At 66.5% G+C, this 23,845-nt stretch carries 25 protein-coding genes; 15 read left to right on the top strand and 10 right to left on the bottom strand.

Annotation, left to right across the window (positions count from 1 at the left end; translation table 11 throughout):
- The first annotated feature begins 95 nt into the window (after positions 1–95).
- The 3 genes from ACIHA7_RS34530 (at position 96) to ACIHA7_RS34520 (ending at position 2,859) form a co-directional block, all read left to right on the top strand.
- Positions 96–1,049, top strand: a complete 954-nt coding sequence (locus tag ACIHA7_RS34530; protein WP_397295513.1) for an NAD(P)-dependent alcohol dehydrogenase — start codon at positions 96–98, stop codon at positions 1,047–1,049.
- A gap of 193 nt (positions 1,050–1,242) precedes the next feature.
- Entirely contained in the window at positions 1,243–2,289 is a 1,047-nt protein-coding gene (locus ACIHA7_RS34525) for a hypothetical protein (protein ID WP_397295511.1), read from the top strand.
- A gap of 351 nt (positions 2,290–2,640) precedes the next feature.
- Entirely contained in the window at positions 2,641–2,859 is a 219-nt protein-coding gene (locus ACIHA7_RS34520) for a hypothetical protein (protein ID WP_397295510.1), read from the top strand.
- 199 nt (positions 2,860–3,058) lie between these two features.
- On the opposite strand, the gene ACIHA7_RS34515 is transcribed toward ACIHA7_RS34520, so the two are convergent.
- A complete protein-coding gene (locus tag ACIHA7_RS34515; RefSeq protein WP_397295508.1) occupies positions 3,059–4,021 on the bottom strand; it encodes a LysR family transcriptional regulator in 963 nt (320 codons plus the stop codon).
- Positions 4,022–4,146: 125 nt separating this feature from the next.
- On the opposite strand from ACIHA7_RS34515, the gene ACIHA7_RS34510 reads away from it, so the two are divergent.
- Together ACIHA7_RS34510 and ACIHA7_RS34505 are read left to right on the top strand one after the other, a co-directional pair.
- The gene (locus tag ACIHA7_RS34510; RefSeq protein WP_397295507.1) at positions 4,147–5,418 is read left to right on the top strand and encodes an MFS transporter; all 1,272 of its coding nucleotides are present in this window, start codon (positions 4,147–4,149) and stop codon (positions 5,416–5,418) included.
- A 293-nt stretch (positions 5,419–5,711) separates the two neighbouring features.
- On the top strand, positions 5,712–6,737 hold the full coding sequence (locus ACIHA7_RS34505) for an alpha/beta hydrolase (RefSeq protein WP_397295505.1): 1,026 nt from the start codon (positions 5,712–5,714) through the stop codon (positions 6,735–6,737).
- A gap of 103 nt (positions 6,738–6,840) precedes the next feature.
- On the opposite strand, the gene sigJ is transcribed toward ACIHA7_RS34505, so the two are convergent.
- A complete protein-coding gene (gene sigJ / locus ACIHA7_RS34500; RefSeq protein WP_397295504.1) occupies positions 6,841–7,731 on the bottom strand; it encodes an RNA polymerase sigma factor SigJ in 891 nt (296 codons plus the stop codon).
- A 134-nt stretch (positions 7,732–7,865) separates the two neighbouring features.
- Between sigJ and ACIHA7_RS34495 the strand changes: the two genes are divergently transcribed.
- Positions 7,866–8,447: an NADPH-dependent FMN reductase gene (locus ACIHA7_RS34495; RefSeq protein ID WP_397295502.1), complete on the top strand. Its 582-nt coding sequence runs from the start codon at positions 7,866–7,868 to the stop codon at positions 8,445–8,447.
- A gap of 9 nt (positions 8,448–8,456) precedes the next feature.
- A complete protein-coding gene (locus ACIHA7_RS34490; protein ID WP_397295500.1) occupies positions 8,457–8,924 on the top strand; it encodes a YybH family protein in 468 nt (155 codons plus the stop codon).
- 76 nt (positions 8,925–9,000) lie between these two features.
- Here the strand turns inward: ACIHA7_RS34490 and ACIHA7_RS34485 are convergent, their stop codons facing one another.
- Both ACIHA7_RS34485 and ACIHA7_RS34480 read right to left on the bottom strand, forming a co-directional pair.
- Positions 9,001–9,318 carry a hypothetical protein gene (locus tag ACIHA7_RS34485; protein ID WP_397295499.1) on the bottom strand — a complete coding sequence of 106 codons (318 nt, stop codon included), beginning with the start codon at positions 9,316–9,318 and terminating at the stop codon, positions 9,001–9,003.
- Positions 9,319–9,437: 119 nt separating this feature from the next.
- On the bottom strand, positions 9,438–10,187 hold the full coding sequence (locus ACIHA7_RS34480) for a HEAT repeat domain-containing protein (RefSeq protein ID WP_397295497.1): 750 nt from the start codon (positions 10,185–10,187) through the stop codon (positions 9,438–9,440).
- Between the two features lie 451 nt (positions 10,188–10,638).
- On the opposite strand from ACIHA7_RS34480, the gene ACIHA7_RS34475 reads away from it, so the two are divergent.
- Complete coding sequence (locus ACIHA7_RS34475) at positions 10,639–11,226, top strand: HD domain-containing protein (protein WP_397295495.1); 588 nt, start codon at positions 10,639–10,641, stop codon at positions 11,224–11,226.
- Between the two features lie 30 nt (positions 11,227–11,256).
- Here ACIHA7_RS34475 and ACIHA7_RS34470 read toward each other — a convergent pair whose 3' ends face one another.
- From ACIHA7_RS34470 to ACIHA7_RS34460, 3 genes are all read right to left on the bottom strand, one after another.
- On the bottom strand, positions 11,257–11,538 hold the full coding sequence (locus ACIHA7_RS34470) for a hypothetical protein (protein WP_397295494.1): 282 nt from the start codon (positions 11,536–11,538) through the stop codon (positions 11,257–11,259).
- Positions 11,539–11,693: 155 nt separating this feature from the next.
- Positions 11,694–12,125, bottom strand: a complete 432-nt coding sequence (locus tag ACIHA7_RS34465) for a VOC family protein (RefSeq protein WP_397295492.1) — start codon at positions 12,123–12,125, stop codon at positions 11,694–11,696.
- 43 nt (positions 12,126–12,168) lie between these two features.
- Positions 12,169–12,600, bottom strand: a complete 432-nt coding sequence (locus ACIHA7_RS34460; protein WP_397295491.1) for a nitroreductase family deazaflavin-dependent oxidoreductase — start codon at positions 12,598–12,600, stop codon at positions 12,169–12,171.
- Positions 12,601–12,728: 128 nt separating this feature from the next.
- Here ACIHA7_RS34460 and ACIHA7_RS34455 point away from each other — a divergent pair, with 128 nt between their 5' ends.
- Positions 12,729–13,094 (top strand): DUF1801 domain-containing protein, encoded by a 366-nt coding sequence (locus ACIHA7_RS34455; RefSeq protein WP_397295489.1) that lies wholly within the window; start codon positions 12,729–12,731, stop codon positions 13,092–13,094.
- Between the two features lie 76 nt (positions 13,095–13,170).
- Here the strand turns inward: ACIHA7_RS34455 and thiD are convergent, their stop codons facing one another.
- Complete coding sequence (thiD, locus tag ACIHA7_RS34450) at positions 13,171–14,013, bottom strand: bifunctional hydroxymethylpyrimidine kinase/phosphomethylpyrimidine kinase (protein ID WP_397295487.1); 843 nt, start codon at positions 14,011–14,013, stop codon at positions 13,171–13,173.
- 112 nt (positions 14,014–14,125) lie between these two features.
- Between thiD and ACIHA7_RS34445 the strand changes: the two genes are divergently transcribed.
- Positions 14,126–15,160 (top strand): AraC family transcriptional regulator ligand-binding domain-containing protein, encoded by a 1,035-nt coding sequence (locus tag ACIHA7_RS34445; RefSeq protein ID WP_397295486.1) that lies wholly within the window; start codon positions 14,126–14,128, stop codon positions 15,158–15,160.
- 838 nt (positions 15,161–15,998) lie between these two features.
- A complete protein-coding gene (locus ACIHA7_RS34440) occupies positions 15,999–17,456 on the top strand; it encodes a flavin-containing monooxygenase (protein ID WP_397295485.1) in 1,458 nt (485 codons plus the stop codon).
- Positions 17,457–17,480: 24 nt separating this feature from the next.
- On the opposite strand, the gene ACIHA7_RS34435 is transcribed toward ACIHA7_RS34440, so the two are convergent.
- Positions 17,481–17,990, bottom strand: a complete 510-nt coding sequence (locus tag ACIHA7_RS34435; RefSeq protein WP_397295556.1) for a MarR family winged helix-turn-helix transcriptional regulator — start codon at positions 17,988–17,990, stop codon at positions 17,481–17,483.
- Positions 17,991–18,130: 140 nt separating this feature from the next.
- On the opposite strand from ACIHA7_RS34435, the gene ACIHA7_RS34430 reads away from it, so the two are divergent.
- From ACIHA7_RS34430 to ACIHA7_RS34415, 4 genes are all read left to right on the top strand, one after another.
- Positions 18,131–20,161, top strand: coding sequence for an MMPL family transporter (locus ACIHA7_RS34430; protein WP_397295555.1), 2,031 nt, complete (start codon positions 18,131–18,133; stop codon positions 20,159–20,161).
- A 58-nt stretch (positions 20,162–20,219) separates the two neighbouring features.
- Positions 20,220–20,753, top strand: a complete 534-nt coding sequence (locus tag ACIHA7_RS34425; RefSeq protein WP_397295484.1) for a TspO/MBR family protein — start codon at positions 20,220–20,222, stop codon at positions 20,751–20,753.
- Between the two features lie 65 nt (positions 20,754–20,818).
- Positions 20,819–21,721 (top strand): LysR family transcriptional regulator, encoded by a 903-nt coding sequence (locus tag ACIHA7_RS34420; RefSeq protein ID WP_397295482.1) that lies wholly within the window; start codon positions 20,819–20,821, stop codon positions 21,719–21,721.
- Positions 21,722–21,798: 77 nt separating this feature from the next.
- Positions 21,799–22,095 (top strand): DUF6506 family protein, encoded by a 297-nt coding sequence (locus ACIHA7_RS34415; RefSeq protein ID WP_397295480.1) that lies wholly within the window; start codon positions 21,799–21,801, stop codon positions 22,093–22,095.
- 73 nt (positions 22,096–22,168) lie between these two features.
- On the opposite strand, the gene ACIHA7_RS34410 is transcribed toward ACIHA7_RS34415, so the two are convergent.
- Entirely contained in the window at positions 22,169–23,644 is a 1,476-nt protein-coding gene (locus tag ACIHA7_RS34410; RefSeq protein ID WP_397295478.1) for an MFS transporter, read from the bottom strand.
- Positions 23,645–23,845: the final 201 nt, after the last annotated feature.

Genomic DNA, 23,845 nt, shown 5'->3' with positions numbered 1-23,845 from the left:
GCTGCACTGATACTCGAGGCAACAGCCACGCTGCGACGTTCGACTAGAGTTTGTCACGTGTCAGGCTGTCGCTCGATCCCCGGTGCTGGAATCGCATGAGGGCCGTCGTGTACGACCGCTACGGCGGCCCCGAGGTGCTGTCGATCGCGCATATCCCAACGCCGTCGCCGACACCGAAACAGGTACTGGTCCAGGTGCATACGACGTCGATCAACCTCTCCGACTGGGAGACACTGCGGGGGACGCCGCTGTACTCGCGCATCGGCGGGCTCCGGACTCCCGGTCGCCCCGTTCTCGGATCCGATATCGCCGGACGGGTCGAAGCCGTCGGCTCCGAGGTCACCCTGTTCGCGCCCGGTGACGAGGTCTACGGTGACAATTTGATGCTCAAGGGCGGATTCGCTGAATACGCCGTGGCTCCTGAATCGGCGCTGGCGCACAAACCGGCGTCGCTGAGCTTCGCCGAAGCCTCGACCCTGCCCCAAGCCGGGGCGATCGCCCTCCAGGGCACGGCCGATATCGCTGCCGGAATGTCGGTGTTGATCAACGGAGCGGGCGGCGGATCCGGAGCGTTCGCAATCCAGTTGGCCAAGAACGCCGGGGCCCACGTGACCGCGGTCGACAACGCGGACAAGCTGGCGTTCATGCGCACGGTCGGCGCCGACGAGGTCATCGATTATCGCGTCGGGAACTTCACCCGAACCGGACCATACGACCGAGTACTCGACCTCGTCGCCCACCGGTCGGTCTTCGCCTACCGCAGGGCGGTCGCCCGCGGCGGCCGGTACCGCTGCGTCGGCGGCACCACAAGCGCGTTGCTGCGGATGACGACGGTCGGCGTGCTCGCCGGAGTGGTGACCGGCCGCAGGCTCGGGGTCCTCGCGGTGCAGGAAGGGCCCGCGCACTTCACACCCCTCGCGGAGTCGTGTGTCGCGGGACGGATCGGTATCCACATCGACCGCAGGTTCCCCCTCGACGAGACCGCGAACGCGCTGGCCTACGTCGGTGCGGGACGCGCCCTGGGCAAAGTGGTGGTCGAGATCCGCTGATCGGCATCACCGGATGTGTTGAGCCACAACCGGTCTGACCCGGCAGCGACCACGACATGGCCACTTCGCTCAGCGCGGTAGGAGCCTATCCAGTGTGTTGCGTGGGCCTGCGGCACCGTGACAGGCAGCCCACACGGATGCACGGTGGTTCAGGGGGCATGCGGGTTCATCGCGAGCCAGTTATCTTCACCGCATGGTCAACCGGAAGTTCGACTGCGCGGCGATGCTCTACCGTGCGGAACGGTGGGGTCGGTCGTGGTTCAAGTGGACCATGATTGCGCTGGTCGGGGTCCTCGTCTGCTCCTGCACTCGCGGAACCGAGGAATCGCGAGACATCGAGGCCACGCTCGACCGGATGCCGGGGGTTCACCGGGTTTCGACCGATTTCGACAGAAACTTCTCGACAGTGGTCGTCTTGTCCGCGGACGCCTCGGCAGAGCAGGCCAAGGCAGTGATCGAGGTCTTCCGCGACAAGATAGCGGCCGCAGAACGCCTGCAGCGGCGGCGTATAGATATCGAAATCCGTTGGGGCGAGCGGCAAAGCTCTTTCAAAACAGGCAGAGACGGGTTGGCCACGGCACCGGACCGTGCTGTCCAATGGCATGCCCTGAGCCATGCTTTTCCCGAAGACGAGGTGGCATGGACCTACAAGTGGACCTCGTACTGCTGCGATGGGTTCGGGCCGGGCGATCTCGTCAAAGACGGCTACCTCGGTGTCGGCGAAATTTCATTGAAGCCGTTGAACGCGGACGACTTCCGCTTAGTCAGCGATACCTACCGGCGCTTGATGCGGGAGTTCCCTGAGCTAGCGGGGGCTCAGTGGGAAATCGGGGCCTGGGGTCGCCGGAGCGGGTTCCTGCGGGTGGACCGGTACCCCACCGAGGTCGAATTCTCGGTCTGGCAACGACTCAACGAGGACCAAACCCCACCCCACAGAGTGCATATGGAGATACGACCAGAGGAAAGTCCATACTCACTGCGCATACATGTCAGCGAGTGGCTGCAGTCGTCGAAGTTCGACGACGCGAAACTCCTTGCCGAGAAGCATCTTCCGATCGTCGCGGAGCTGAGTCCGCCCGCCATCCGATACCTGGCTTCAGGCCGCGAGGGCTTGGGAAGCGACGACCCTGACCGGGGCTTGCGAATCATAGTCGGCGGTTGCCAATACACCGACCGACCGCCCAGTGCGGCTGAGCAACCCTTGGTGGATCGGTACGGGAAGTGCTTGACCCGTCGGTGAGCGTCCACCGAAGCCGCAATGGTATGCACATTCGCGGTCGCGGATCCGGGCTGCCGATGCACGATGTCGACCTACCGCTTCGAGCCCTGGTCCTGCGAAATACATGGCACCGCAGTGCATTCCTCGCCGCAAACCATCTTCGATTCGGCATCTGCGTGTCGTGGGAGCCCGTGTCCGCCAACCGATCTGAACGAACGACCACGCGCCATGTGCGGCTACGTGGGCCACTACGCTTCCGATCCAGCGGATAGAGGCAGGGCTGACTTGCTCGGCGACTGCTGGGACTACAGCACCAGATTCGACGAAGCAGTACATGTCATGCCGTGTTCCGGCCCGCATTACGGCGAAGTCGTGCTCAGCGCAGAGGATTCGGACCTCGATCAATACCGGGCTCCCTCCGGGGCGCTTGATGTTTGGACTTTCTGCGAACAGCGGCTGAACGTAACCCTGTCGAAGAACAGCAATCTGGCCACTCACATGATTCCGAGCCAGACCATTCTCTGCGCGGTGACGGCCGCCGATCATCGCGACAGCCGGACCGGAGGCCTCACCGGCAGAGTCGATCGCTGACACTTGTCGCCGCAACCCGGACAAGATCGATTCCGTGAACTCGGCCGCTCCGGTGGCACGGCGGACCGGACTGAGAACGAGAGCTTCAACGAGCAGACTTGTCGCCAAGCCAGCGAGGACACCCGCGGCGAACAGCACACTCTGTTGACGGCGTTGTGCGCCGTGATCGCGGGCACCGCACACATCATTGGTGGTTCGGTCAGCGCCGATCGGCGGGATCTCGCCTTGGTGAGTGCATCCATGTCGGCGCCCAGACCTCGTCACCTTGTTCGGCCACCCGTCTGGAGCGGAGATAGTCGCGAAGCTCGGGGAGGGCGGGATGCGGATTGTCCGCGCGCCAGATGATCGATATCGGGTACACCGGTGTCGGATTGCGGATCGGGATACGCCGCAGATCGTAGCTGTCCGGCCAAAGGTACTGCGAACCGGCGCCGATGAGTGTGGACAGGTCACCGGAGCGCGAAATCTCTTCCAGCACAGACTCTTTGGCAAACACCGGACCGAGGTTGTCGATGTCGAAACCGAAAGCGTCGGCGAGTTCGGCGTAGTAGGCGGCTACTTCGCCATGGTTGGGCAAGCCGGGCATCCAGATGCGGCGTCCGGCCAACTGCCCCGGCGTGATGGCGGCAGCGTCGGCGAGCGGGTGGTGCGGGCCGACAAGTAACTGGTGCGGTTCGTCGGCTGCCTTGGCGGTCCGGATCGTGGCGGGGAGGCGGTGACCGGGCGGGACCGCGTGGAAGGTGGCGTCGATGGTTCCCCCGTCGACGGCGGCGATCGCGGCGTCCAGGTCGGCATCGAGGAGCGTGACGACGTCCAACTCGAAGCCGGGCCGCTCGCGGTGGAAGTCTTGGAGGAGCGCTGCTGAAACAATCCGCCGGGCAACGACATCGACGCGCAACGCTCGCCGTCCGGGACGCACGGAGGCATCGGCGCGGTCAACGGCGTCGAGTAGTTCGCGGGCGTGCGGCAGGAATGCCTGCCCGTCGATCGTGAGCTCGACACCCCGGGGTGTGCGGGCGAACAGTCGGACACCCACATGCTTCTCCAGCGCGGCTATGCGTTTGGAGACCGCTTGCTGGGTGATCGCCAGATCGACTGCGGCTTCCTGGAACTGGCCGTTCTCCGCAGCGGAGACGAAGGTGCGCACGGCGTCGAAATCCACCCGCAGAGCCTACCGGTACAACCGAGGGTTGTGGCTCTCCGAGCATGCGGTTGTTTGATTGCGGCTGCGCGGAATTGCTTTGATCTCGGCGTTCGAGAGCGGGCGATTCGGAGGAGGTACCGGGCGTGGCCGCCAGACGAGCCTTGGGGCGGCGATTCGGATGGTTGTGGGTGTCCTACGCGGTGAGCGCCTACGGGTCCGGGTTGGGATTCGGCGCGTTACCGCTGATCGCGTTGCTGGTGTTGGACGCGGACTCGTTGCAGGTGTCGGTGCTGGCGGCCGTGGGGCCTGCGGTGGGCGCGCTGATCGCGGTGCCGTTGGGCCCGTGGGTGGAGTTTCGGCGCAAACGCCGGGTGATGATCACGATGGATCTGGCGCGGTTCGTGGTGATGCTCACGATCCCGATCGTGTATGCCTTCGGCAACTTGAGTTTCGCGCACTTGCTGTTCGTTTCGGCTGTGGTTGCCGCCGCGAAGATCGCGTTCGGCGCTGCGAGCGGGGCATACCTCAAAAGCCTTGTACGGCAAGAGGATCTGCTCGTCGCCAATGCGCGCTTCGAGTCGACGATGTGGAGTTCCGTCGCGTTCGGTCCACCCCTGGGCGGAGCGGCGATCGGGCTGTTCGGGCCGGTAATCACCGTGGTGGCCGACACGCTGAGCTATCTGCTGTCCGCGCTGGGCATCACCGCGATCGGCGGCGATGAACAACCGCCGCGGCGTTCCAACCCGGGGATGCGGGCCGGTGAGGTTCTCGACGGCTGGCGGCATCTACTGACCCATCCCGGTCTGCGGGGGCTCTACCTGAACCATCTGCTCGTGAGCGGTCTGATCATGGCGACCGAGCCGATCCTGGCCGTCCGCATGCTCCGCGATCTCGGATTCGCGCCCTGGCAGTACGGTTTGGCCTTCGCCAGTCCGTGTATCGGCGGTCTCATCGGCTCGCGTCTGGCCGGCCGCGCCGTGGCACGCTACGGAAGCCAGCGGATCCTGCTCGTAGCCGGCACATTTCGGGCGGTCTGGCTGATCGGCTTGGCCGCGGTCCAGCCCGGCGTGGTCGGCCTCGCGACCGTGATCGTCATCGAGTTCGCGATCATCGTCAGCATGAGCCTGTACAACTCGGTGCTGGCGGTCTACCGGCTCGAGCACACACCCGACGACCGTGTGGCACGCACCCTTTCGGCATGGTCGATCAGCAGTGGCGCGGCGATCGCGGTACTCAGCGCGCTGGGCGGGTTGCTCGCGAGCACGACCGGCCCGCGCACGGCGCTCACGGTCGCAGGACTGCTGATCCTCACAAGCCCCTTCCTGCTACCCGGCCGCCCGGGTTTCCCACCTGGGTCCGGCCAACACGGCGACAACACTCGACCTACCTCGACAGCCGCAGCCGAGCTGCATTAGGAAGGCGCCGCTCTGGGACGAAACCAGCTCCCCACACACCACAACGGTATCGAACAAATCTCCCCGCTCCTCGGCGAGACGGTACTACCGCACAGATCGTCGACCTGTTCGGCTGGAAACCCTGAAATCGGCATGTCAGAACATTCGGCCGCACGTTCCGACTTTCGGTGAACGAATAGCCGATCACACCAATCCTGTTGCGGTGGCAGCGCGAATTTCTGCTCGACGCTGCTACCGGTAGCCCGGCTGGTCGGGAGCGCGAAGTTCACCGGGTTAGCAGAGGAGAGGTGCGTATGACGCGACAACGATGGCCAGTGGAGTCGGCGCTGCGTTGGGCCGTGGTCGGGGCGTTGGTTGCCACCGGGCTGCTCGGCGGTGTCGCGGTCGCCGAGCCTGCTGGGGCGCGGGTCGTCTCGGTGGAGGGCGCGGACGGTGCCCAACAGGTCGTGCAGGTCTACTCCCCGGCTATGCAGCGCGAGATTGCCGTGCAGGTTCTGCGCGCCGCCGACCGCAGCGCGCCGCGGCCGACGTTGTATCTGCTCAACGGCTCCGGTGGCGGACCCAACGGCAGCGGCTGGGACGCCCAGACCGACGTCATCGATTTCCTGCGGGCACAGGACGTCAACGTGGTCACGCCCTACGGCGGCAGCAACTCCTACTACACCGACTGGATCCGCCCGGACGCCAGACTCGGCTTCAACCGGTGGCAGACCTTCCTCAATGAGGAGTTGCCGCCGGTGATCGAGGATTTCCTGGGCGCCAACGACAACCGGTCGCTGGCGGGGGTCTCGATGAGCGGCACCTCGGTGCTGAACCTGGCCATCGCCAAGCCCGGTTACTGGAAGAGCGTGGCCTCCTACAGCGGTTGCGCCCAGACCTCCGATCCCATCGGCCACGAATTCGTGCGCATCACGGTCGAGAACTGGGGCGGCGGCCAGAGCGTCGAAAACATGTGGGGCCCGGCCAGCAACCCGTTGTGGCGGGCGAACGACCCGCTGGTCAATGCCGAACGGCTTCGCGGCACCGCGGTGTACCTGACCACCGGCAGCGGCATCCCGGGCGCACCGCACGACACCCCGGCCGACCCGCGCGTGCAGGACGGGCGGATACCGCTGCCGGTCCAGATCGCATTCGGTGGCCCGATCGAAGCGGCCATCCGCTACTGCACCATCAACCTCACCAACCGCCTCAACGACCTGGGTATCCCGGTGACGCTGGTGGATCGCCCCACCGGGACGCATTCCTGGGGTTACTGGGAGGACGATCTGAAGCAGTCCTGGCCGTTCCTGGCCGGCACGATCGGTGCCCGAATCGGCTGAGCACTGTCGCAGGGATCGACTCGAGGCCGGCGAGTCGATCCATGGAATGGAGGTGCCCAGATCGGCCCGCTCGCCGCGCAGCGTCGTGACGTCGGTGTTCGCTTCAGCAACCCGTCCAGGAACGTAGCTTCTCCGGGTTCCGGATCACCCAGATACGACTGATGCGGTCGTGGGTGATGTCGAAGGCGTAGACCGAGACGATGGTGTCGTCGAGTTGTGCCACCAGACCGGGCTGGCCGTTGACCGTTCGTTCCAGCAGGGTTACGGCGGGACCGTAGGTGGCGATTTCCATGAACGCGTGGGCGATCTGGTCGCCGCCGTTGATCGGGTCACGGAAGGCAGGTGCGAGGCCGCCGCTGTCGGCCGCGGCGATCGCCTGTGGGTCGAGCAGGCCGATCAGGGCCTCGATATTCTTTGTCTCCCAGGCTTTTTTGAAATCGCGCACCACCCCGGCACGCTCGGTGCCCGATGGGCTGCGCGAGGTATCGATGCGGCGCCGGGCACTGGAGGCGAGCTGGCGGCAGGCCGCAGGGGAGCGCCCGACGATGTCGGCGACCTCGGCGAAGGAGTAGCGGAAAACGTCGTGCAGCACGAATGACACACGCTCGGCCGGCGTCATGGAGTCCAGCACGACGAGGAAGGCCATGCTGATCGACTCGTCGAGGGTCACCCGGTCGGCCGGATCGACGCAGGCGCGCCCATCGCTCAATTCGGATCGGCCGGGTACCGGCTCCGGAATCCATTCGCCCACATAGCTTTCCCGCCTGGCGCGGGCCGAGCCGAGCAGATCGAGGCAGATGCGGCTCGCGACCGTCGTCAACCAGGCCCCTGGCACCGTCACTTCCGCTCGCTGCGACGCGGAGAGCGCGTACCAGCGCGCGTAGGTCTCCTGCACCACATCCTCGGCCTCGGCCAGCGAGCCGAGCAGCCGGTAGGCGACATTGATCAGCTGACGGCGCTCATTGATCACCTCGGGCAGGTGCGGGTCGGTCACGGTCGGCTCCTTCGGTCTGTGCGCTCTCACCGAATCGACGAAACAGCGACCCGATCTGTGAGGCGGCCTGACATTCCGGACGGCTGTGTCGTCGGAAGGTCATGACACCTTTCAGCGAACCAGGAGTTCCGGCCATGAGCAGAATCGGCATCATCCTGGGCAGCACCCGGCCCAACCGTAATGGTGCGCGGGTCGCCCAGTGGGTCCTGGATACGGCAGCACAGCGCGGCGACGCCGAGTTCGAACTGATCGATCTGCGCGACCACCCGCTCCCGCATCTGGACGAGCCCATGCCGCCGATGCTCGGACCTTCGGCGCATGCGCACACCCGCGAATGGGCCGCGCGGATCACCCCGTTCGACGGCTTCGTGGTCGTCACCCCCGAGTACAACGGCGGTGTACCGGGAGTGCTGAAGAACGCCATCGACCATCTGTGCATGGAATGGGCCGACAAGGCCGTCGGCTTCGTCTCCTACGGCGTGAGCGGCGGTGCTCGCGCGGTGGTGCAACTTCGGATGGTGTGCAGCACGCTGGGGATGGCCGATGTGAGTCGCCCGGTGGAGATTTCGGTGCTCACCGATTTCGAGAATTACACCACCTTCACACCGCGCGACCACCACCGGACCGCACTACACACCATGCTCGATCAAGTCGTCTCCTGGAGCACCGCGCTCGCACCGCTGCGCGTGGCCCGCGAAACCACTCTCGTCGATTGAGGAGCCGACATGACCACTCCCGACACCTTTCAATTCGACGCTGAGCGTAAGCAACTCGACGAGGTGGAGCTTCGCCGGCAAATCGACAAGCTGATCGAAGCGCTGCGTGCGAAGGATCTCGACGGCGTGAAACGGCAGTACCTGACCGATGTCGTGTCCTTCGATGTCGAACCGCCGCTCCAGCATGTCGGCATCGCGGCCAAACTCGAGAATTGGGCGAACGTGTTTCTCCTCTTCGAAAGTGTGGATTACGAGATTCGCGATCTCACGTTCACCGTGGGTGACGACGTGGCATTCGGTCACGCCTTCGCACGTCTGCACGGCACCTTGAAAAACGGGGCGATAACGAACGGAATGTGGGTGCGGGCCACGTTCGGCATGCGAAAGATCGACCACACCTGGTTGATCGCGCACGATCAGGTCTCGGTCCCGTTCGATATCCAGAGCGGCAGCGGCGTGGTCGACCTCGAACCCTGACGAGACGCTGCAGGTCACCGGTGCTCGCCGCCCCCCCGCACACCGATCCCATTGACCGGCCACCGCGACGTTGCGGTCATTGGTCAGGGTGATGCCGAAGCCGGTACCGAACAAGATTCGGCCCGGTCGAGAGGTTCACCGGTGGGTACCAGACCCCTCGCCACACCGGGACTCCGAGAGCGAGCGGGTTCACCGGAAGTTGCTCGGCCAGTGAGACGTCCACCGTGATGCGGCGCACCGGGGGTAACTCCTCGTCGTCGGCGAGTAGATCGGCCACCATCGCCAAACAGTCCTGCTCGTCGAAGCCGGTCACACCGGCGTACGGACTGATCCACCACAGATCTGATCCGTGGTCGCAATCGAACTCGATCCAGAACCGCCGCAGCACGGGCACACCCGCCCCTCATCCGTGGACCGCCGAGGGTCTGCACGATACCAACGTTTATCGAGCGCTCACCACTTGATAACGGTGCGGGTTCCGGCGGTCATCGCTGAACAGGTCGGGGCTGGCTATCAGCGCTTCGCCGCCTCGTGGCGTACTTCGGGGTCGGGATCGGCGGTCAATCGGGTCAGTAGGCGGCGGGCCTCGATGCCGCGGTAGTTGTGTAGTGCGTAGGCGAGGGCGTAGCGGACTTCGGGGTTGGCGTGGTCGACGAGGTGTGCGATGTCGGTGACGTCGCCGCGGCTGCGGCCGCCCAAACCGTAGAGGGCGTCGATGAGGTCGTCGTCGTTGTCCGCGTTTCGTAGTTGTTCCAGCAGTTGAGGTTTCGTGAGTGTGGGAGTTTCGGGGGAGAGCCGGCGGCGCAGGTCGGCGGACTTGAATTCGCCGCGGCCCAGGCAGGCCGGGCAGGCGCAGGGGCGGCGACCGTGCGCGTCCGGATGGTAGCGCCATCCCGTCACCTGGCGGACGTGCCGAACGCGGTGGAGTTCGGTGGGGGCGATGGAGCGAGGTATGACGATCTGGTAGCCGCGAGCGTCCTCGGCGTGCATGATCAGCGAAACAGCCTCGGCCGCAGTCATTTCTGTGCCAGCTGCAGAGTAATGGCCGACGAGGACCGTTTCGTCGTCGGGTATCCGGAAATGTACTGCGATGAACAGGCGCTGGCCGCCGCGGCGTAGCTCGCGTAACCACTGGTGCGACAGCACATACGAGGGCAGCACCGGCATGCAGAAGACGCCGCGGGCGAAGCCGGGCGTGGTGATGCCCGCTCGGCGGATTCGCCGTGCGTTCTTCTCCGGTGTCAAGTGCACTAGCAGGGCCACAGTCCAAACCATAGATCGGTGGCTGTGAGGACCTCCAGTGCCGGGCGGGTCTCGTTGTGCCACAACCAAATGTTCACCCGTTGTTCGCCGTCGACTCGCGGAGTTCAGCGTCGCATGAAAACATCTGTGCCAGTTGACTATCGGAATGCGGATGGCAGCAGCGCCGCTTCGTCCCAAGGCTGAGGAATTCGGAGATCAGATGCTGTTCTGGGCAACCGTCGTAGGCGCCGCGCTCCTTGTACTGCTGTTACTGGGCGCGGCGGCACGAGCAATGGATCCGCGTGGACAGAAAGAGCGGCGGCGCAGCTCGAGTGCAGGCCCGCGCAGGCCTGTGCTGCAACAGAGTTGGCCGCAGGCCGGTCGCCCGGGTTCGCGCCGTTAGGCATTCGTCGCAACCGGACGGGCGGGCTTCTCGCAGAGCCGCTTCGGTTGCGGCGTTACCCTGGCTGGGGTGTCGTCTGCAGCGCTTCAGCGAGCCCTGACGGAGCGAGCCGATCTTCGGCCGCTGCCGGAACAGGCGCAGGTCCTGCTCCTGAGTGTCGATGCTCCGCCCAGGCTCGGGGCGCATTTGCGCGCAGTGCACGACGTCGCTTGCGAGTTGGTCGCCTGGATCCGGGCCAACTACGCGGCGGTAGCGGTCGATGAGGAGGCGGTGCTGTTCGGTGCGGCGACCCACGACATCGGCAAGGTGATCCATCCGGATGAGTTGTCCGGGCCGGGATCAGCGCATGAGCAGGATGGATACCTACTGCTGCGCGAGCATGGTGTCAGCGCGGAGCTCGCCAGGTTCGCGCGCACCCACGCGTCCTGGACCGAGGACGGCATCGGCGTGGACGATCTGCTGGTCAGCCTGGCCGACAAGATCTGGAAGGGTAAGCGAGTCCCCGACCTCGAGCAGCTGATCGTGCAACGTCTCGCCGCTGCCGACGGTAGCGAGCCGTGGCAGGCCTTCATGGTCCTGGACGACGAGCTCACCCGCATAGCCGCGGACGCTGACCGGCGGCTCGCCTTCCAAGCGAACTATCCGATTGCCATCTGAGCGCGAATACGGTCCCGGGGATTGCCCAATTCAGGTCCTGCGCATGAACGCTATTGTGTAGTAAACATTTTGGATGTTTCGTTCGACCACGCTGACCAGCTCCCAGCCCTGCGATTCGAGCAGCTCGATGCCGTTGACCAGGTGGAGGACCGGCTCGAAGATCGCACGCTGATAGTCGGCCGAGCCGAACACGAAGCCGCCGGTCTGCGGGGAGCTCAGGACGAGGTGCTTGCGTGGATAGGAGCGCAGATCGACGACGCCGTTCAAGACGGCGAGCACATCGAAAATGGGCCCGGGCGCAGGAGCATTCACCTCCCCATCGTCCTGCATGCCCGGGCGCACTCGACACCGAGGTCCACAGGCTTCGCTCTCGCGCGATATCGGGACGCGCGGCGCCGTTGACGGCTATAGGCACAGCTATCAACGGCGTTGGCGTAGCACGTTGTTCGTTGGCCGCGCGATCGACCTCAGGTGGCGAAGACCTGGGAGTCGTCGGCGAAAGCCTTGAACTCCAAGGCATTACCCGCGGGGTCGAGCAGGAACATCGTCCACTGTTCGCCCGGCTGTCCCTCGAACCGCACATACGGTTCGATGACGAACTCGGTGCCCGCCGCTCGAAGTCGCTCGGCGAGCTGATGGAACTCTGGGATCGGCAGGATCAGGCCGAAGTGGGGAACCGGTACATCATGGCCGTCGACCGGATTGTGGACCCGCTGCGGGCGGTCCGGTGCGAGGTGGGTGACGAATTGGTGGCCGTGCAGATTCCAGTCCACCCAGGTCTCCGCGCTGCGCCCCTGGGGAAGGCCCAGCACCGCGCCGTAGAAATGGCGCGCGGCATCGAGGTCGTCGACCGGCATCGCCAAATGAAATCTCGGAATCGGGGAGTCGAGGGCGGTCATGCGACAACCTTATTCGGCGCAACGCGGATGCGGACCGTACCGACTACTTCGGTTCGAGCACGAACACCGGGATCAGCCGATCGGTCTTCTCCTGATACTCGGCGTAGGGCGGGTAGGCGGCTACCGCTCGCTCCCACCACTCGGCCCGCTCAGCGCCGTCGACCTCACGCGCGATGTAGTCCTTCGTCACGGTGCCGTCCTGCAACGGGAACTCCGGGTACGCCTTGATGTTGTAGTACCAGGTGGGGTGCTCAGGAGCGCCGCCCTTGGACGCCACCACCGCGTACTTGCCGTCGTGCTCCACCCGCATCACCGGCGTGTAGCGTAGTTTGCCGGTCTTCGCGCCGCGCAGGGTCAGCAACACCACCGGCGACCCGAGCACATCGATGCCCTCGGTGGTCCCGGTCTCGAGGATCTTCTTCGTCTGGTCCTGCACCCAATCAGTAGGGCTGAGTTCTGCGGATTCGTTGGCCATGACCAGCCCAACAATACTTGTGTGCGCCTTATTCCCGCGTCGACATACTGAGGGGATCCACGCGCTCGACCCCGCGAACATGTCGTACCGCTGCGAGACCATGGCGCCATCGGAAAGGAGAGACAGCCATGACCGATGAGCACATCCAGACCTGGCTCGCCGGACTCGACGAAGACCAGCGAGGCCGAGCTGAAGAGCTGGTGCGTCTGGTCAATGCCGCGGAACCCCGCCTTCAGCAGGCCGTGAAGTGGGGCCGCATCACCTTCACCATCGACAATCGCTGGCACGACTGGCTATGCGGAATCGCGGCCGCCAAAAAGGGAGTGCGGCTGGTCTTTCACAAGGGCGCGCTACTGGAGGACCCCGCCGGGCTCCTGAGCGGGTCGGCGCGTTACGTGCGCGAGCTCCCAGCGGAGCAGGCCGTAGAGTCTCCCGAAGCGGTCGCTGCTCTGCTCCGCAGCGCCGTCGCCCACCAGGCCGGCCTGATCGAGTAGGTCGGCAGCGATCCGCTCGGAACCACGCGGCGCGAACCAACGCCGAAGACGTTGCCGCGCTGAACGATGCGGGCGTTCAGCGCTCGCGTAACCGCCACAGCGCCGATACCGGGCCGTGCCCCGCGCCGAGTGGGTAGGACGCCTTCAGGGAGCGCGTGGTCCATTCCTTCGCGAACGCGATCGCCGAGGGCACGTCGTAGCCGTGTGCGAGCGCGCAGGCGGTCGCGGTGGCCAGGGTGTCGCCCGCGCCGTGATCGTGGGCGGTGTCGACGCGCGGCGCGGACAACTCGTGGAATCGGTCGCCGTCGTAGAGCAGGTCACTGCTGAAGGCCGAGGAACGCAGATGCCCGCCCTTCACGATCGTCCAGCGCTGGCCGAACTTGTGCAGCGCCTCGGCCGCCCGGCGCGCGGTGCGATCGTCGGTGACGTCGATGCCGACGAGTAACCGGACCTCGTCCAGATTGGGGGTCAGCACGGTGGCCATCGGAATCAGTGTGTGCCGCAAGGCAGCCAAGGCGGAGTCGGGTAGTAGTGGATCACCGTGTATCGAGGCCGCGACCGGGTCGACGACGAACGGGATCGACCCGGCCTGCCCGATGCCCACCTCGCCGCATACCTGCGCGACCGCTTCGATGGTGGCCTCGGTGGCCAGCATGCCGGTCTTGGCGGCGCCGATCCCGATGTCGCTCACTACAACTCGCACCTGATCGGCCACCGTGCGCGGCGGGATCACGTGAATGTCGCTGACGCGCAGCGAGTTCTGCACGGTGACCGCGGTGACAGCCACGCAGGCATGCACGCCGAGCAGGGCCATGGAGCGCGAATCGGCTTGGACGCCTGCGCTGCCGCCGGAATCGGTCCCACCGATGGTGAGCACGCGGGCCGGGGTCCGGCCATCGGGTGTCAGTGGCAAGTGCACGGGCGACAGTCAACACTATGGCGCCACGGCACAGTCAATCCGCTGCGTTGTCGCGTGGATCAGGACCAGCCGCCCGGCGCGCCGCGGCTGCCCGGTATCGTCCGCTCGGGTCATGATGACAGGCGATATCGGTAAGGCGGCACCCACCTGGGATCACCCACGTGGGTCGGCAGCCGTGCGCATCCTGACCGAGGTCGGTGTGGCGCACGGGATGCCGGTGACCAGCTGCCTGGTCGGCAGCGGACTTCGACTCGAAGACCTCACCGATCCGACCACGGTGGTGCAGGCTGCGCAGGAATTGTCCGTGGCACGCAACCTCGTTCGGGAGCTCGGCGATCGGCCCGGTCTCGGCGCGGAGGCAGGCAGCAGGCACACCATCGGCAGCCTCGGCGTCTGGGGGTACGCGATGATGTCGAGCCCGACGCTGCGTGACGCCATCGTGCTCGGCCTCCGCTATGTCGAACTGTCCTTCGCGTTCGTGCGGGTACGGCTGGTGGAGGCCGACCATGAGGTGGCTGTGGTCTGCGCCGACGCGGACATTCCCGCCGATGTCCGGGCGTTCTTCGTCGAACGTGAGCTGGTCAAGATCGCGCATCTGGTTCCGCTCGCGCTGGGACCGAGCGTCGGGGTGCGGATCGAAACCGGACTGACCGGCGCGCGAGCCGACGCGGTCCGGTCGCGGATCGGCGACATCGAGCTACGGTCGGGCTGTCGGCACCATCGCATCGTGCTCGATCGCGACGTACTCGACCTGCCGCTGCCGAACGCGGATCCGCTGGTCACCAGCGAGTTGGAGCGCGAATGCCTGCGGTTGCTCGACCTCCGGCGCGGCCGGGGTGCGCTGGCCGCCCGGGTACGCGCGCTACTGCTCGCCCACCTCGACACCGCGCCTGGCATGGATCTGATCGCCGCTCGGCTGCACGTCGATCCGCGGACCCTGCGGCGCAACCTCGCGGCCGAGGGCACCTCGTTTCGCGAACTCGCCGACGAGGTGCGCGCGGCCCTCGCGGCAGAACTGCTCGGCACCGGGCTCCCCGTGGCGGCAGTCGCGGCCCGGCTGGGCTATCACGACGCCGCCGGTTTCTCTCGGGCTTACCGGCGATGGACCGGGCAGACGCCTGGCCGCGCTCGTCGCTCGTCCGGTTGACCGATGTCATGTTCGCCGCCCGCCCGGCGGCTGATGTCGTGCTTGCCGCTTGCCCGGCCAGCTGACTTCGTGCTCGCCGCCTGTCCGGCTGGCTGATATCGCGCCCGCAGCCTGCCCGGCTGATCCAGTCGTGTTCGCCGCTTGCCCGGCCAGCTGACTTCGCGCCCGCCGCTTGCCCGGCTGGCCGAAGTCGCGCCCGCAACCTGCCGGCCGACCGGAGTGGTGCTCACCGCCTGCCCGGCTGATCGAGTCGCGCTCGCGGCTTGCCCGGCTGATCGAGTGGTGCCCGCCGCTTGTCCGGCTGATCGAGTGGTGCCCGCCGCTTGTCCGGTTGACCGATGTCGTGCTCGCCTGTCCGGGCGGCTGATGTCGTGCTCGCCGTTGCCTGGCCAGCTGACTTCGCCCTCGCCGCTTGCCCGGCTGGCCGAAGTCGCGGCCGCAGCCTGCCGGCTGACCGGAGTGGTGCTCACCGCCTGCCCGGCTGATCGAGTCGCGCTCGCGGCTTGCCCGGCTGCCCGGCTGGCTGATGTCGTGCTCGCCGCTTGTCCGGCTGGCTGATGACGTGGTCGCCGCTTGTGCGGCTGGCTGACGACGTGGTCACCGTTTGCCCGGTTGGCCGATGTCGCGCCTGACGGTTGTCCGGTTGGCTGATGTCGTGCCCGTCGTTTGCCCGGCTGACCGACGTCGCGCCTGACACTTGCCGAGCCGCCTGACGTCGCGCCCGCCGCTTGTCCGGCCGGCTGAACCAGCCGTTGCGTGGCTGGATGTCCGAAACTGACAACAACCTTGTCCGCCACGGACCTGGGGCGTGCGCGGTCACGTTTCTATCGTTGCGAACATGACCGGATCAACACCGACGGTAGCCATTATCGGGGCGGGCTTCGGCGGGCTTGCCGCCGCTATCGAGCTGGGGCGCAACGGGATTCACAGCTATCGCGTCTTCGAGCGTGGTGACTCGGCGGGTGGGGTGTGGCGAGCCAACACCTACCCGGGCGCGGCGTGTGACGTGCCGTCCCCGGCCTACTGCTTCTCCTATGAGCTCGAGACCGAATGGTCGGCGCGTTACGGCTCGCAGCCGGAGATCCACCGGTATTTGCAGCGCTGCGCGGACAAGTACGGTGTCACGCCCAAGATCAGCTTCGGTACCGAGGTCACGGCGGCGGCGTTCGTGGACGGGCGGTGGCGGCTGACGTTCGCCGACGGCGACAGCCAGGAATTCGACGCGCTGATCTGTGCCACCGGCCAACTGTCCAGGCCGAAGATTCCGCAGCTGCCGGGGCTGGACTCGTTCGCGGGCAACCAGTTCCACTCGGCGCAGTGGGATCATTCGGTAGAGCTGAGCGGTAAGCGGGTCGCCGTGGTCGGCAGTGGCGCGAGTGCCGTGCAGCTGGTGCCCGCGATCGTCGACGAGGTGGCCGAACTCCATGTGGTGCAACGGTCGCCGTACTGGGTCGGCAACAAGTACAACCACCGCGGTGACGGACCGATACATCGGCTGGTGCACCGGGTTCCCGGCCTGGCCCGCCTGCAGCACAACGCCGAATGGCTGTGGTACGAACTACGAGTCCCGATGATCTTCAACCGCGCCGACCCGCTGCGCCACGTCTACCATGCGCTGTTGCGGGCCAAGATCCGCCGGGAGATCCGAGATCCATTGCTGCGCAAGATGGTTACGCCGCACTACAAGGTCGGCTGCAATCGCGTTCTGCTGTCCAACGATTGGTATCCGGCACTGGATCGCTCGCATGTCAGCGTGTACGCCGAGGGGGTGCGGCAGGTGGGTCCGCGCGGGCTCGTCTTGGCCGACGGCACCGAGATCGATGCCGACGTCATCGTCTGGTGCACCGGTTTCACGCCGAACGAGTATCTCGCGCCGATCGAGATCACCGGGCGCGATGGCCGGGCGCTGCACACCGAATGGAAGGACGGACCGCAGGCGTACCTCGGCATCTGCGCGGCAGGCTACCCGAACCTGTTCATGATGTACGGGCCCAATACCGGCTCGCTCACCAACACCATCACCTTCCTGCTGGAGAAGCAGGCCCGCTACATCCGCATGGCGCTGCAACATCTCGAGCGCACCGGCGGGTGGCTGGACGTGCGGCCCGAGGTGCAGGAGCGATTCAACGAGAAACTCCAGAAGCGCGCGCACGCAACGGTATTCACTTCAGGGTGTCCCGGCTGGTACCACACCGAGACCGGCAAGGTGTTCGCCGTATGGCCCGGTTCGCATGTCGCGTATGCGAAGGCGACGCGCGAGTTGGTGCTCGCCGATTACGAGCAGGCGGCTGGATAACCGTTGAACGCCAGGCGAATCGAGCTACTCCGGTTGTGTGACGGCGTCGAAATGCTCGCGCAGTGCGTCGACCACCGCAGTGAGCACTCGATGCGCGGCGAGCAGATCGGCGTCGGGAAACTCCGCCATGGCCGCGCGGGTGCGTTGACCGAGGGGGATGAAGAAGTCTTCGGCGGCCGCCCGGCCGGGTTCGTCGTGGTAGAGGATTACCCGGCGGCGGTCGCTCGCGTCGGTGCCGCGACGAAGATGGCCGGACTCGATCATCCGCTCGACCAGATAGGTCACCGCGGCCGAGGACATCCCCATCAACTTGCCCAGCTGACCCGGACTGAGCGGGCGGCCCGCGAATTCGGCCGTCGCGACGTGTAGCAGCGCACGGAAATCGTTGGGCCGCAGGTTGTTCGAGCGAGCGAAGACATGACCGAGCTGCTCGGAGATGGCTGTCAGTGCGCGCAGGTCGGCACCGATCTCGGTCTCCAGCCGTGCGCGTTCGTCCGCTGGTGCGGGGCGCTTTGCTGTGCTGTCGCCTTCGATCACGCAGGTCAGCTTAACCTCCGCAACTCTCTCATTTGCTTAATAGTTAAGTATCTGAGATAGTTTGTCGAGTGAGCATCTGGGATCGGTACGCAGCTGGGGTCACCGCCCGATGGTCGTGGGTTCTGCTGGTGGTACTCATGGCCGTCGCCGGATTGTTGATCGCAGGCGTCGGTGGCAACGACGCGTCAGGGGAGTCGCCGAGGTCGCTGCCGGATACCGCGGAGTCGGCCCGCATCGAGAAGGTGTTGTCGCAGTTCCCCGACTCGGGGGTCGCCCCGGTGATCGTGGTGGTCAGCCGGGCCGACGGCGCGGCTCTCGGCGCACCCGATCGTGTGGCAGCCGCCGCGGCGGTCGAGCGGGCGACTGGATCTGAGCCGAGTCTCGCGAGTGCGCCCGACGGTGCGGCGGTGCTTGCCCAGGTTCCGGTATCCACCGACCTGAGTGGAGCCGAACTCACCGCGGAAATCGACCGATTGCGGCAGGCAGCCGCCGACGGACTTCCCGGGGAACTGATGCTGCAGGTCACCGGTGGCCCTGCCTTCGCGGCGGACATCTCCGATTCGTTCTCCGGAGCGAACACGACCCTGCTGGCGGTGACCGCCGTGGTCGTCGCGTTGTTGCTGATCCTGACCTATCGGTCGCCGGTGCTGTGGCTGGTGCCGCTGCTGATCATCGGCGCGGCGGATCGAGCGGCCACCGGTGCGGGCACCGGTCTGGCCCGGCTGACCGGACTGACTTTCGACGGCTCCACCGCGGGCATCACCAGCGTGCTTGTCTTCGGTGCGGGTACCAATTACGCACTGCTGCTCGTCTCCCGATACCGCGACGAACTGCATCATGAATCGGACCATCGGCTGGCATTGCGCCGCGCGGTAGGTCGCGCCGGACCGGCGATCCTGGCGAGCAATCTGACTGTGGTCATGGCACTGCTGGTGTTATTGCTGGGTTCGGTGCCGAGCACCAGGAGTCTCGGCGCCCTTGCCGCGGCCGGGCTGCTGGTGGCAGTGTTGTTCGTGCTCGTCGGCCTGCCTGCGGCGTTGGCGCTGTGTGGGCGAAATGTGTTCTGGCCCTTTGTGCCTCGCTCGGATGGGCGCGACGCCGCCGAGCAAGGGGTCTGGCACGTCATCGCCACCTGGGTGGTCGGCAGGCCGGTGCGCGTGACGGCCGCCGCGTCCGCTCTGCTTGCGGTCTGCGCCGCCGGGCTGTGGACGGTCGACATCGGTCTGTCACAGACCGAACAGTTTCGGGTACGCGCCGAGTCGGTAGCCGGATTCGACACACTCGCAGCACATTTCCCGTCCGGCGCGGCCGACCCGACCGTGGTGGTGGCCGCGACGGCGCTCGCCCCGCGCGTCGAGGAAGCGCTCACCGCCCGGCCAGGTGTGGTGCGGGCGACCGAGACCGGTTCCTCGCCCGCCGGCATGACGCGGTGGGCGGTGGTTCTGGATGCCGAGCCCGGATCCGACCGCGCGTTCGCCGTGATCGAGGCGATCCGGTCGGATGTGGGTCGAGTGGCCGGCGCGGACGCGCTCGTCGGCGGCAGTGACGCGGAGGCGTTGGACACCCGCGACGCCGCGAGCCGGGACCGGCTGGTGATCATTCCGCTTGTTCTCGTCGTCGTGTGCGTGATCCTGCTCGCGCTGCTGCGTGCGGTGCCGGCGGCGCTGCTGCTGGTCGGTGTGACGGTGGCGAGTGCGCTGGCCGCGCTCGGTCTGGGCAGTTGGATGAGCGTGCACGTGTTCGGCTTTCCCGCGATCGACACGAATGTGCCGCTGTTCGCCTTCCTGTTCTTGGTCGCACTCGGCGTCGATTACACGATCTTCCTGGTCACCCGGGCCAGGGAGGAGACGCCGAGCCACGGCGTCACGCGGGGCATCGTCCGCGCGGTGTCCTCGACCGGTGCCGTGATCACCAGCGCCGGAGTGGTGCTGGCCGCGGTGTTCTGCGTGCTCGGGGTGCTGCCGCTGATCACCTTGACCCAGCTCGGCATCGTGGTCGGCCTCGGCATCATGCTCGACACACTGGTAGTACGCACGGCGGTCATTCCGGCGATGTTCCGTTTGGTCGGCCCGCGGATCTGGTGGCCGAGCCCGTTGGCCGGAGTCGGCCAGCACGGGGTATCCGAAACGGCGCGGCGTCCGGCTGATCGGGAATCAGTCCATACCTGACGAGAACGGCAAGGAGTCGCCGCATGCACCCGACCGACGGCGACAGGACGGAGTGACGATGAAAAGCACCACGGAGCAAGCGGATTCGACCGGCAACCGATTCCCGCGGTCGCCGTACGGGATCGGCGCGCAAGTCGGCGGGGGAGCGGCGGTGCTGCTGCTCGTGGTCGCCGCGGCGACCACCGGGAATCTGGCCGCACAATCGTCGGCCGAACAGTACAACCAGCTGAACCAGCCGGGATGGGCCCCACCCTCGTGGGTGTTCGGACCGGTCTGGACCCTGCTGTACGCGTTGATAGCGCTGTCGGCGTGGTGGGTCTGGCGGGGCGAGCCGTGGCAGCGCGTGCGGTGGGCGCTGGCGGCGTTCGTCGGCCAGTTGGTGCTCAACGCGCTGTGGACGCCGCTGTTCTTCGGGGCGGATCTGCGCGGCCTCGCACTGGCGGAGATCCTGGTGCTGCTCTGCGCGATCATCGCGACCATCGCGATCTTCTGGCGGCACAGCAGGTTTGCCGCCGCCCTGCTGGTGCCCTATCTGCTGTGGACCGCCTTCGCGGCGGTGTTGAACTTCAGCGTGTGGCAATTGAACAACTGACCTCGTCTAACGCTGGTCGATCAGGGCCGCCGCGGGCTCGGGGCGCGATTCGCTAGCGTTGGCGGATGGAACTGCGACAGTTGCGGTATTTCCTCGCGGTCGCCGAAGAGCGGAATCTCACCCGCGCCGCGGAGGTGGTGGGGATCCGGCCGACGTCGTTGAGCCAGCAGATCATCGCGCTCGAGCGGGAGCTCGGCGCGGCGTTGTTCGTGCGTAGTCCGGCGGGGATGACGCCGACGCAGGCCGGTGCCAGGTTGGCAGGGCATGCCAGGGTGGTGGTGGAGTCGGCGCGGCGGGCGCGGGAGTCGATACAGCAGCGCTCGGGATTGCGTCTGGCCGTGACACCCGGCGCGCCGCCGTGGTGTGCGTCGGCATTGTGGCGCGCGGCCGGCGAAGTGGCGCCCGAGGTCGCCGACCTGCAGACCGCTGAGCAGCTGACTCGGCTGCGCGACGGTGCGCTCGATGTCGGCGTGTTGTTGCTGCCCGCCGATCTGTCGGGTTTGCAGGCCGTCACGATCGAGGACACCGAGCTGGGTGTGGTGGTGGCGTCCGACCATCGGCTGGCCGACCGAACGGCGGTGCGCTGGGCCGATCTCGACGGCTGCGCCTTGTCGTGGTTCACGCGTTCATGGGCGCCGGGCTATTACGACTCGGTTCGCGACACGTGGACTCAGGCCGGGTGGCAGCCAGTGGCTGTGCGTGAAAACGCGCCGCGCAGGGGTCTTTTCGGTGCTGAACTCGCGCACGCCGGAGATACCGTCGCGCTACGACCGGCGTGGGATGTGCGGCCCGGCGACGGGTTGATCTGGGTGCCGTTTGCCGCAGACGCGCCGCGAATCCGCTATGCCCTGGTATGGAATGCGGCCGATTCCGCGGCCGCGCGATACCGTTCGATCGCCGCTGACCTGGTGGCTGCGGCAACGCCGCACACGCATGCGGTGCTGCCTCGTGGACAGGGCGACCGGTGATCGATTCTCCTGGAAGCGGATAGGGCCACACCGAAGCGTCGGTGCGGCCGAAGTTCGGCTGACAGGAGGGGTAGCGAATGGCGCTCACCGCATGGGGATTCATCTACACCGCGAGCGGCAGTGACCCGGATCGGGAGACGGTCGTCGAAACGCCCAGCTGCCGTTCGGTTTTCGTCGGCGTGGAGCATCCGGAGCAGGCTGTCGCCGTGGCGCGCCGCCTCGTCGCCGATGGCGCTCAACTCATCGAGTTGTGCGGTGGGTTCGGACCCATATGGACCGCACGGGTGATCGAGGCTGTTGAGGGTGCGGTTCCGGTGGGTGCGGTCGCCTACGGTACCGAGGCCATCGATCAGGTACACGCGATCTTCGCGTGACCGGCCAGGCCGGGGCTTCATCGCGTTGCGAGGTGGCGGCACCGGGTCGGATGCCGCCACCTCGGGAACCGACTCAGTCGGCTTGGCTGTTCACCTGCCTCGGCAGGAAGAACATCACCGCCCACATCAGCGCCAAGGCCCCGCCGACCCACCACAGCACACCGGTGAACGCGTCGCGGTTGACCGCGCTCCCGAGTGAGCCGCCGGTGGCGGCGAAGAACACCAGAGCAGTCAGCGCGGCACCGAAGGCGATCCCCAGATGCATCGCGGTGTTGAACAGTCCCGAGGCCGAACCGGCGCTCTCGTGTGGAACTTTCGCGAGCGTCAGGTCGGCGATCGGCCCGCCGACCATGCCGAGACCGAAGCCGAGTAACACGACGGGGACGGTCATCGCGAGGAGCGTCAGATCGGCCTGCCCACCGCTGATCTGCAGTCCGTAGGCCGTCATCGACGCGAGCGCGATCACGACTCCGGCCTGCGGCAGGTGGCGTCCGAAGCGGCCTGCGGTTTTCGTCGCGATCATCGCACCGGTCAGTTCACCAACCGCGAGCAGCATGAAGGCCAGGGCCGCCAGCACCGGACTCATGCCGAGGCCGTGTTGCAGATACAGCGTCCACGTCGTGAAGAACAGACCGCACAGCAGCCCGAGCAGCAACTGAGCGGACAGGCCACCGGCGAACGCCTTGTCCTCGAACAACGACAGCACCACCAGCGGGGCATCGTCGCGCCGACGTTGCTGCTGGCGCAGGAAGACACCGAGCACGAGCAGACCGCCGGCGAGCATGGCGAAGCACCAGAGCGGCCAGTGGTGGGTGTGGCCCTCGGTGAGTGGGAAGACGATCAGCAGCATGGCCACTGCGGACAGCACCATGCCGGTCAGGTCGAGCCGGTCGGCCTTCGCTGCGGTCGATTCGATGATGAACCGCCGTCCGAGAAGGATCACCGCGAGGCCGATCGGCACGTTGATCAGGAAGATCGGCCGCCAGGAGAGCCCGAACAGGTCGGCCTCGGTGAGCAGGCCACCCAGCACGGGACCCAGGACGCTACCTATCGACAGCACGGCTCCGTAGCAGCCGAACGCCCTGCTGCGGTTCGCACCGTCGAAGGTGACGTGCAAGGTGGCCAGGACCTGCGGGATCATCACGGCGACGCCGATGCCCTGGCACACGCGAGCGGCGATCAGCACGCCGAGGCCAGGGGCGAGGCCGCACAGCAGTGAGGCGAGCGTGAAAACCGTGGTGCCGATGAGCAGAACCTTGCGCCTGCCGTAGATGTCGCCGAGCCTGCCGCCGGTGATCAGCCCGAGGGCGACGGTCAGCGAGTAGCCTGCGGTCAGCCACTGCACCGCGCCCGGTCCGGCGCCGGTCGACGCCTGGATGGCAGGCAGCGCGGTAAGGACCACCGACTGGTCGAGGATGTCCATGAGTTCGGCGACCAGGACGACCACGAGGGCGATCGTGGCGGCCCGGGTCATCTTCGACGACCGGCCGGGATCAGCCGAGGACGCGGCGGCGCGGTGCGGCTCGTTGTCGAGCGCGGAGGAATGCACGGTGAGACTCCTGTTCAGGAAATGGGGGAGCTCGCCGTCAGCCGCGCCGGGGCCGGAAAACACGAAACCCGGGGCAGTCGGCAGAGCTGCACCCGGGACTTCTGGGGGGATGGGTGACGCAACTCAGGCCAGTGCGACGTCCGCCCCGCTGCACGTTCGGACAATCAGAACGTGGGGGAAATGCGGACGACTACATGGCCT

The organism is Nocardia sp. NPDC052316, assembly GCF_044547795.1.
GTDB lineage: Bacteria > Actinomycetota > Actinomycetes > Mycobacteriales > Mycobacteriaceae > Nocardia.
Note: the sequence above shows the minus strand (reverse complement) of the source record. Positions and strands in the feature narration are given on the sequence as shown.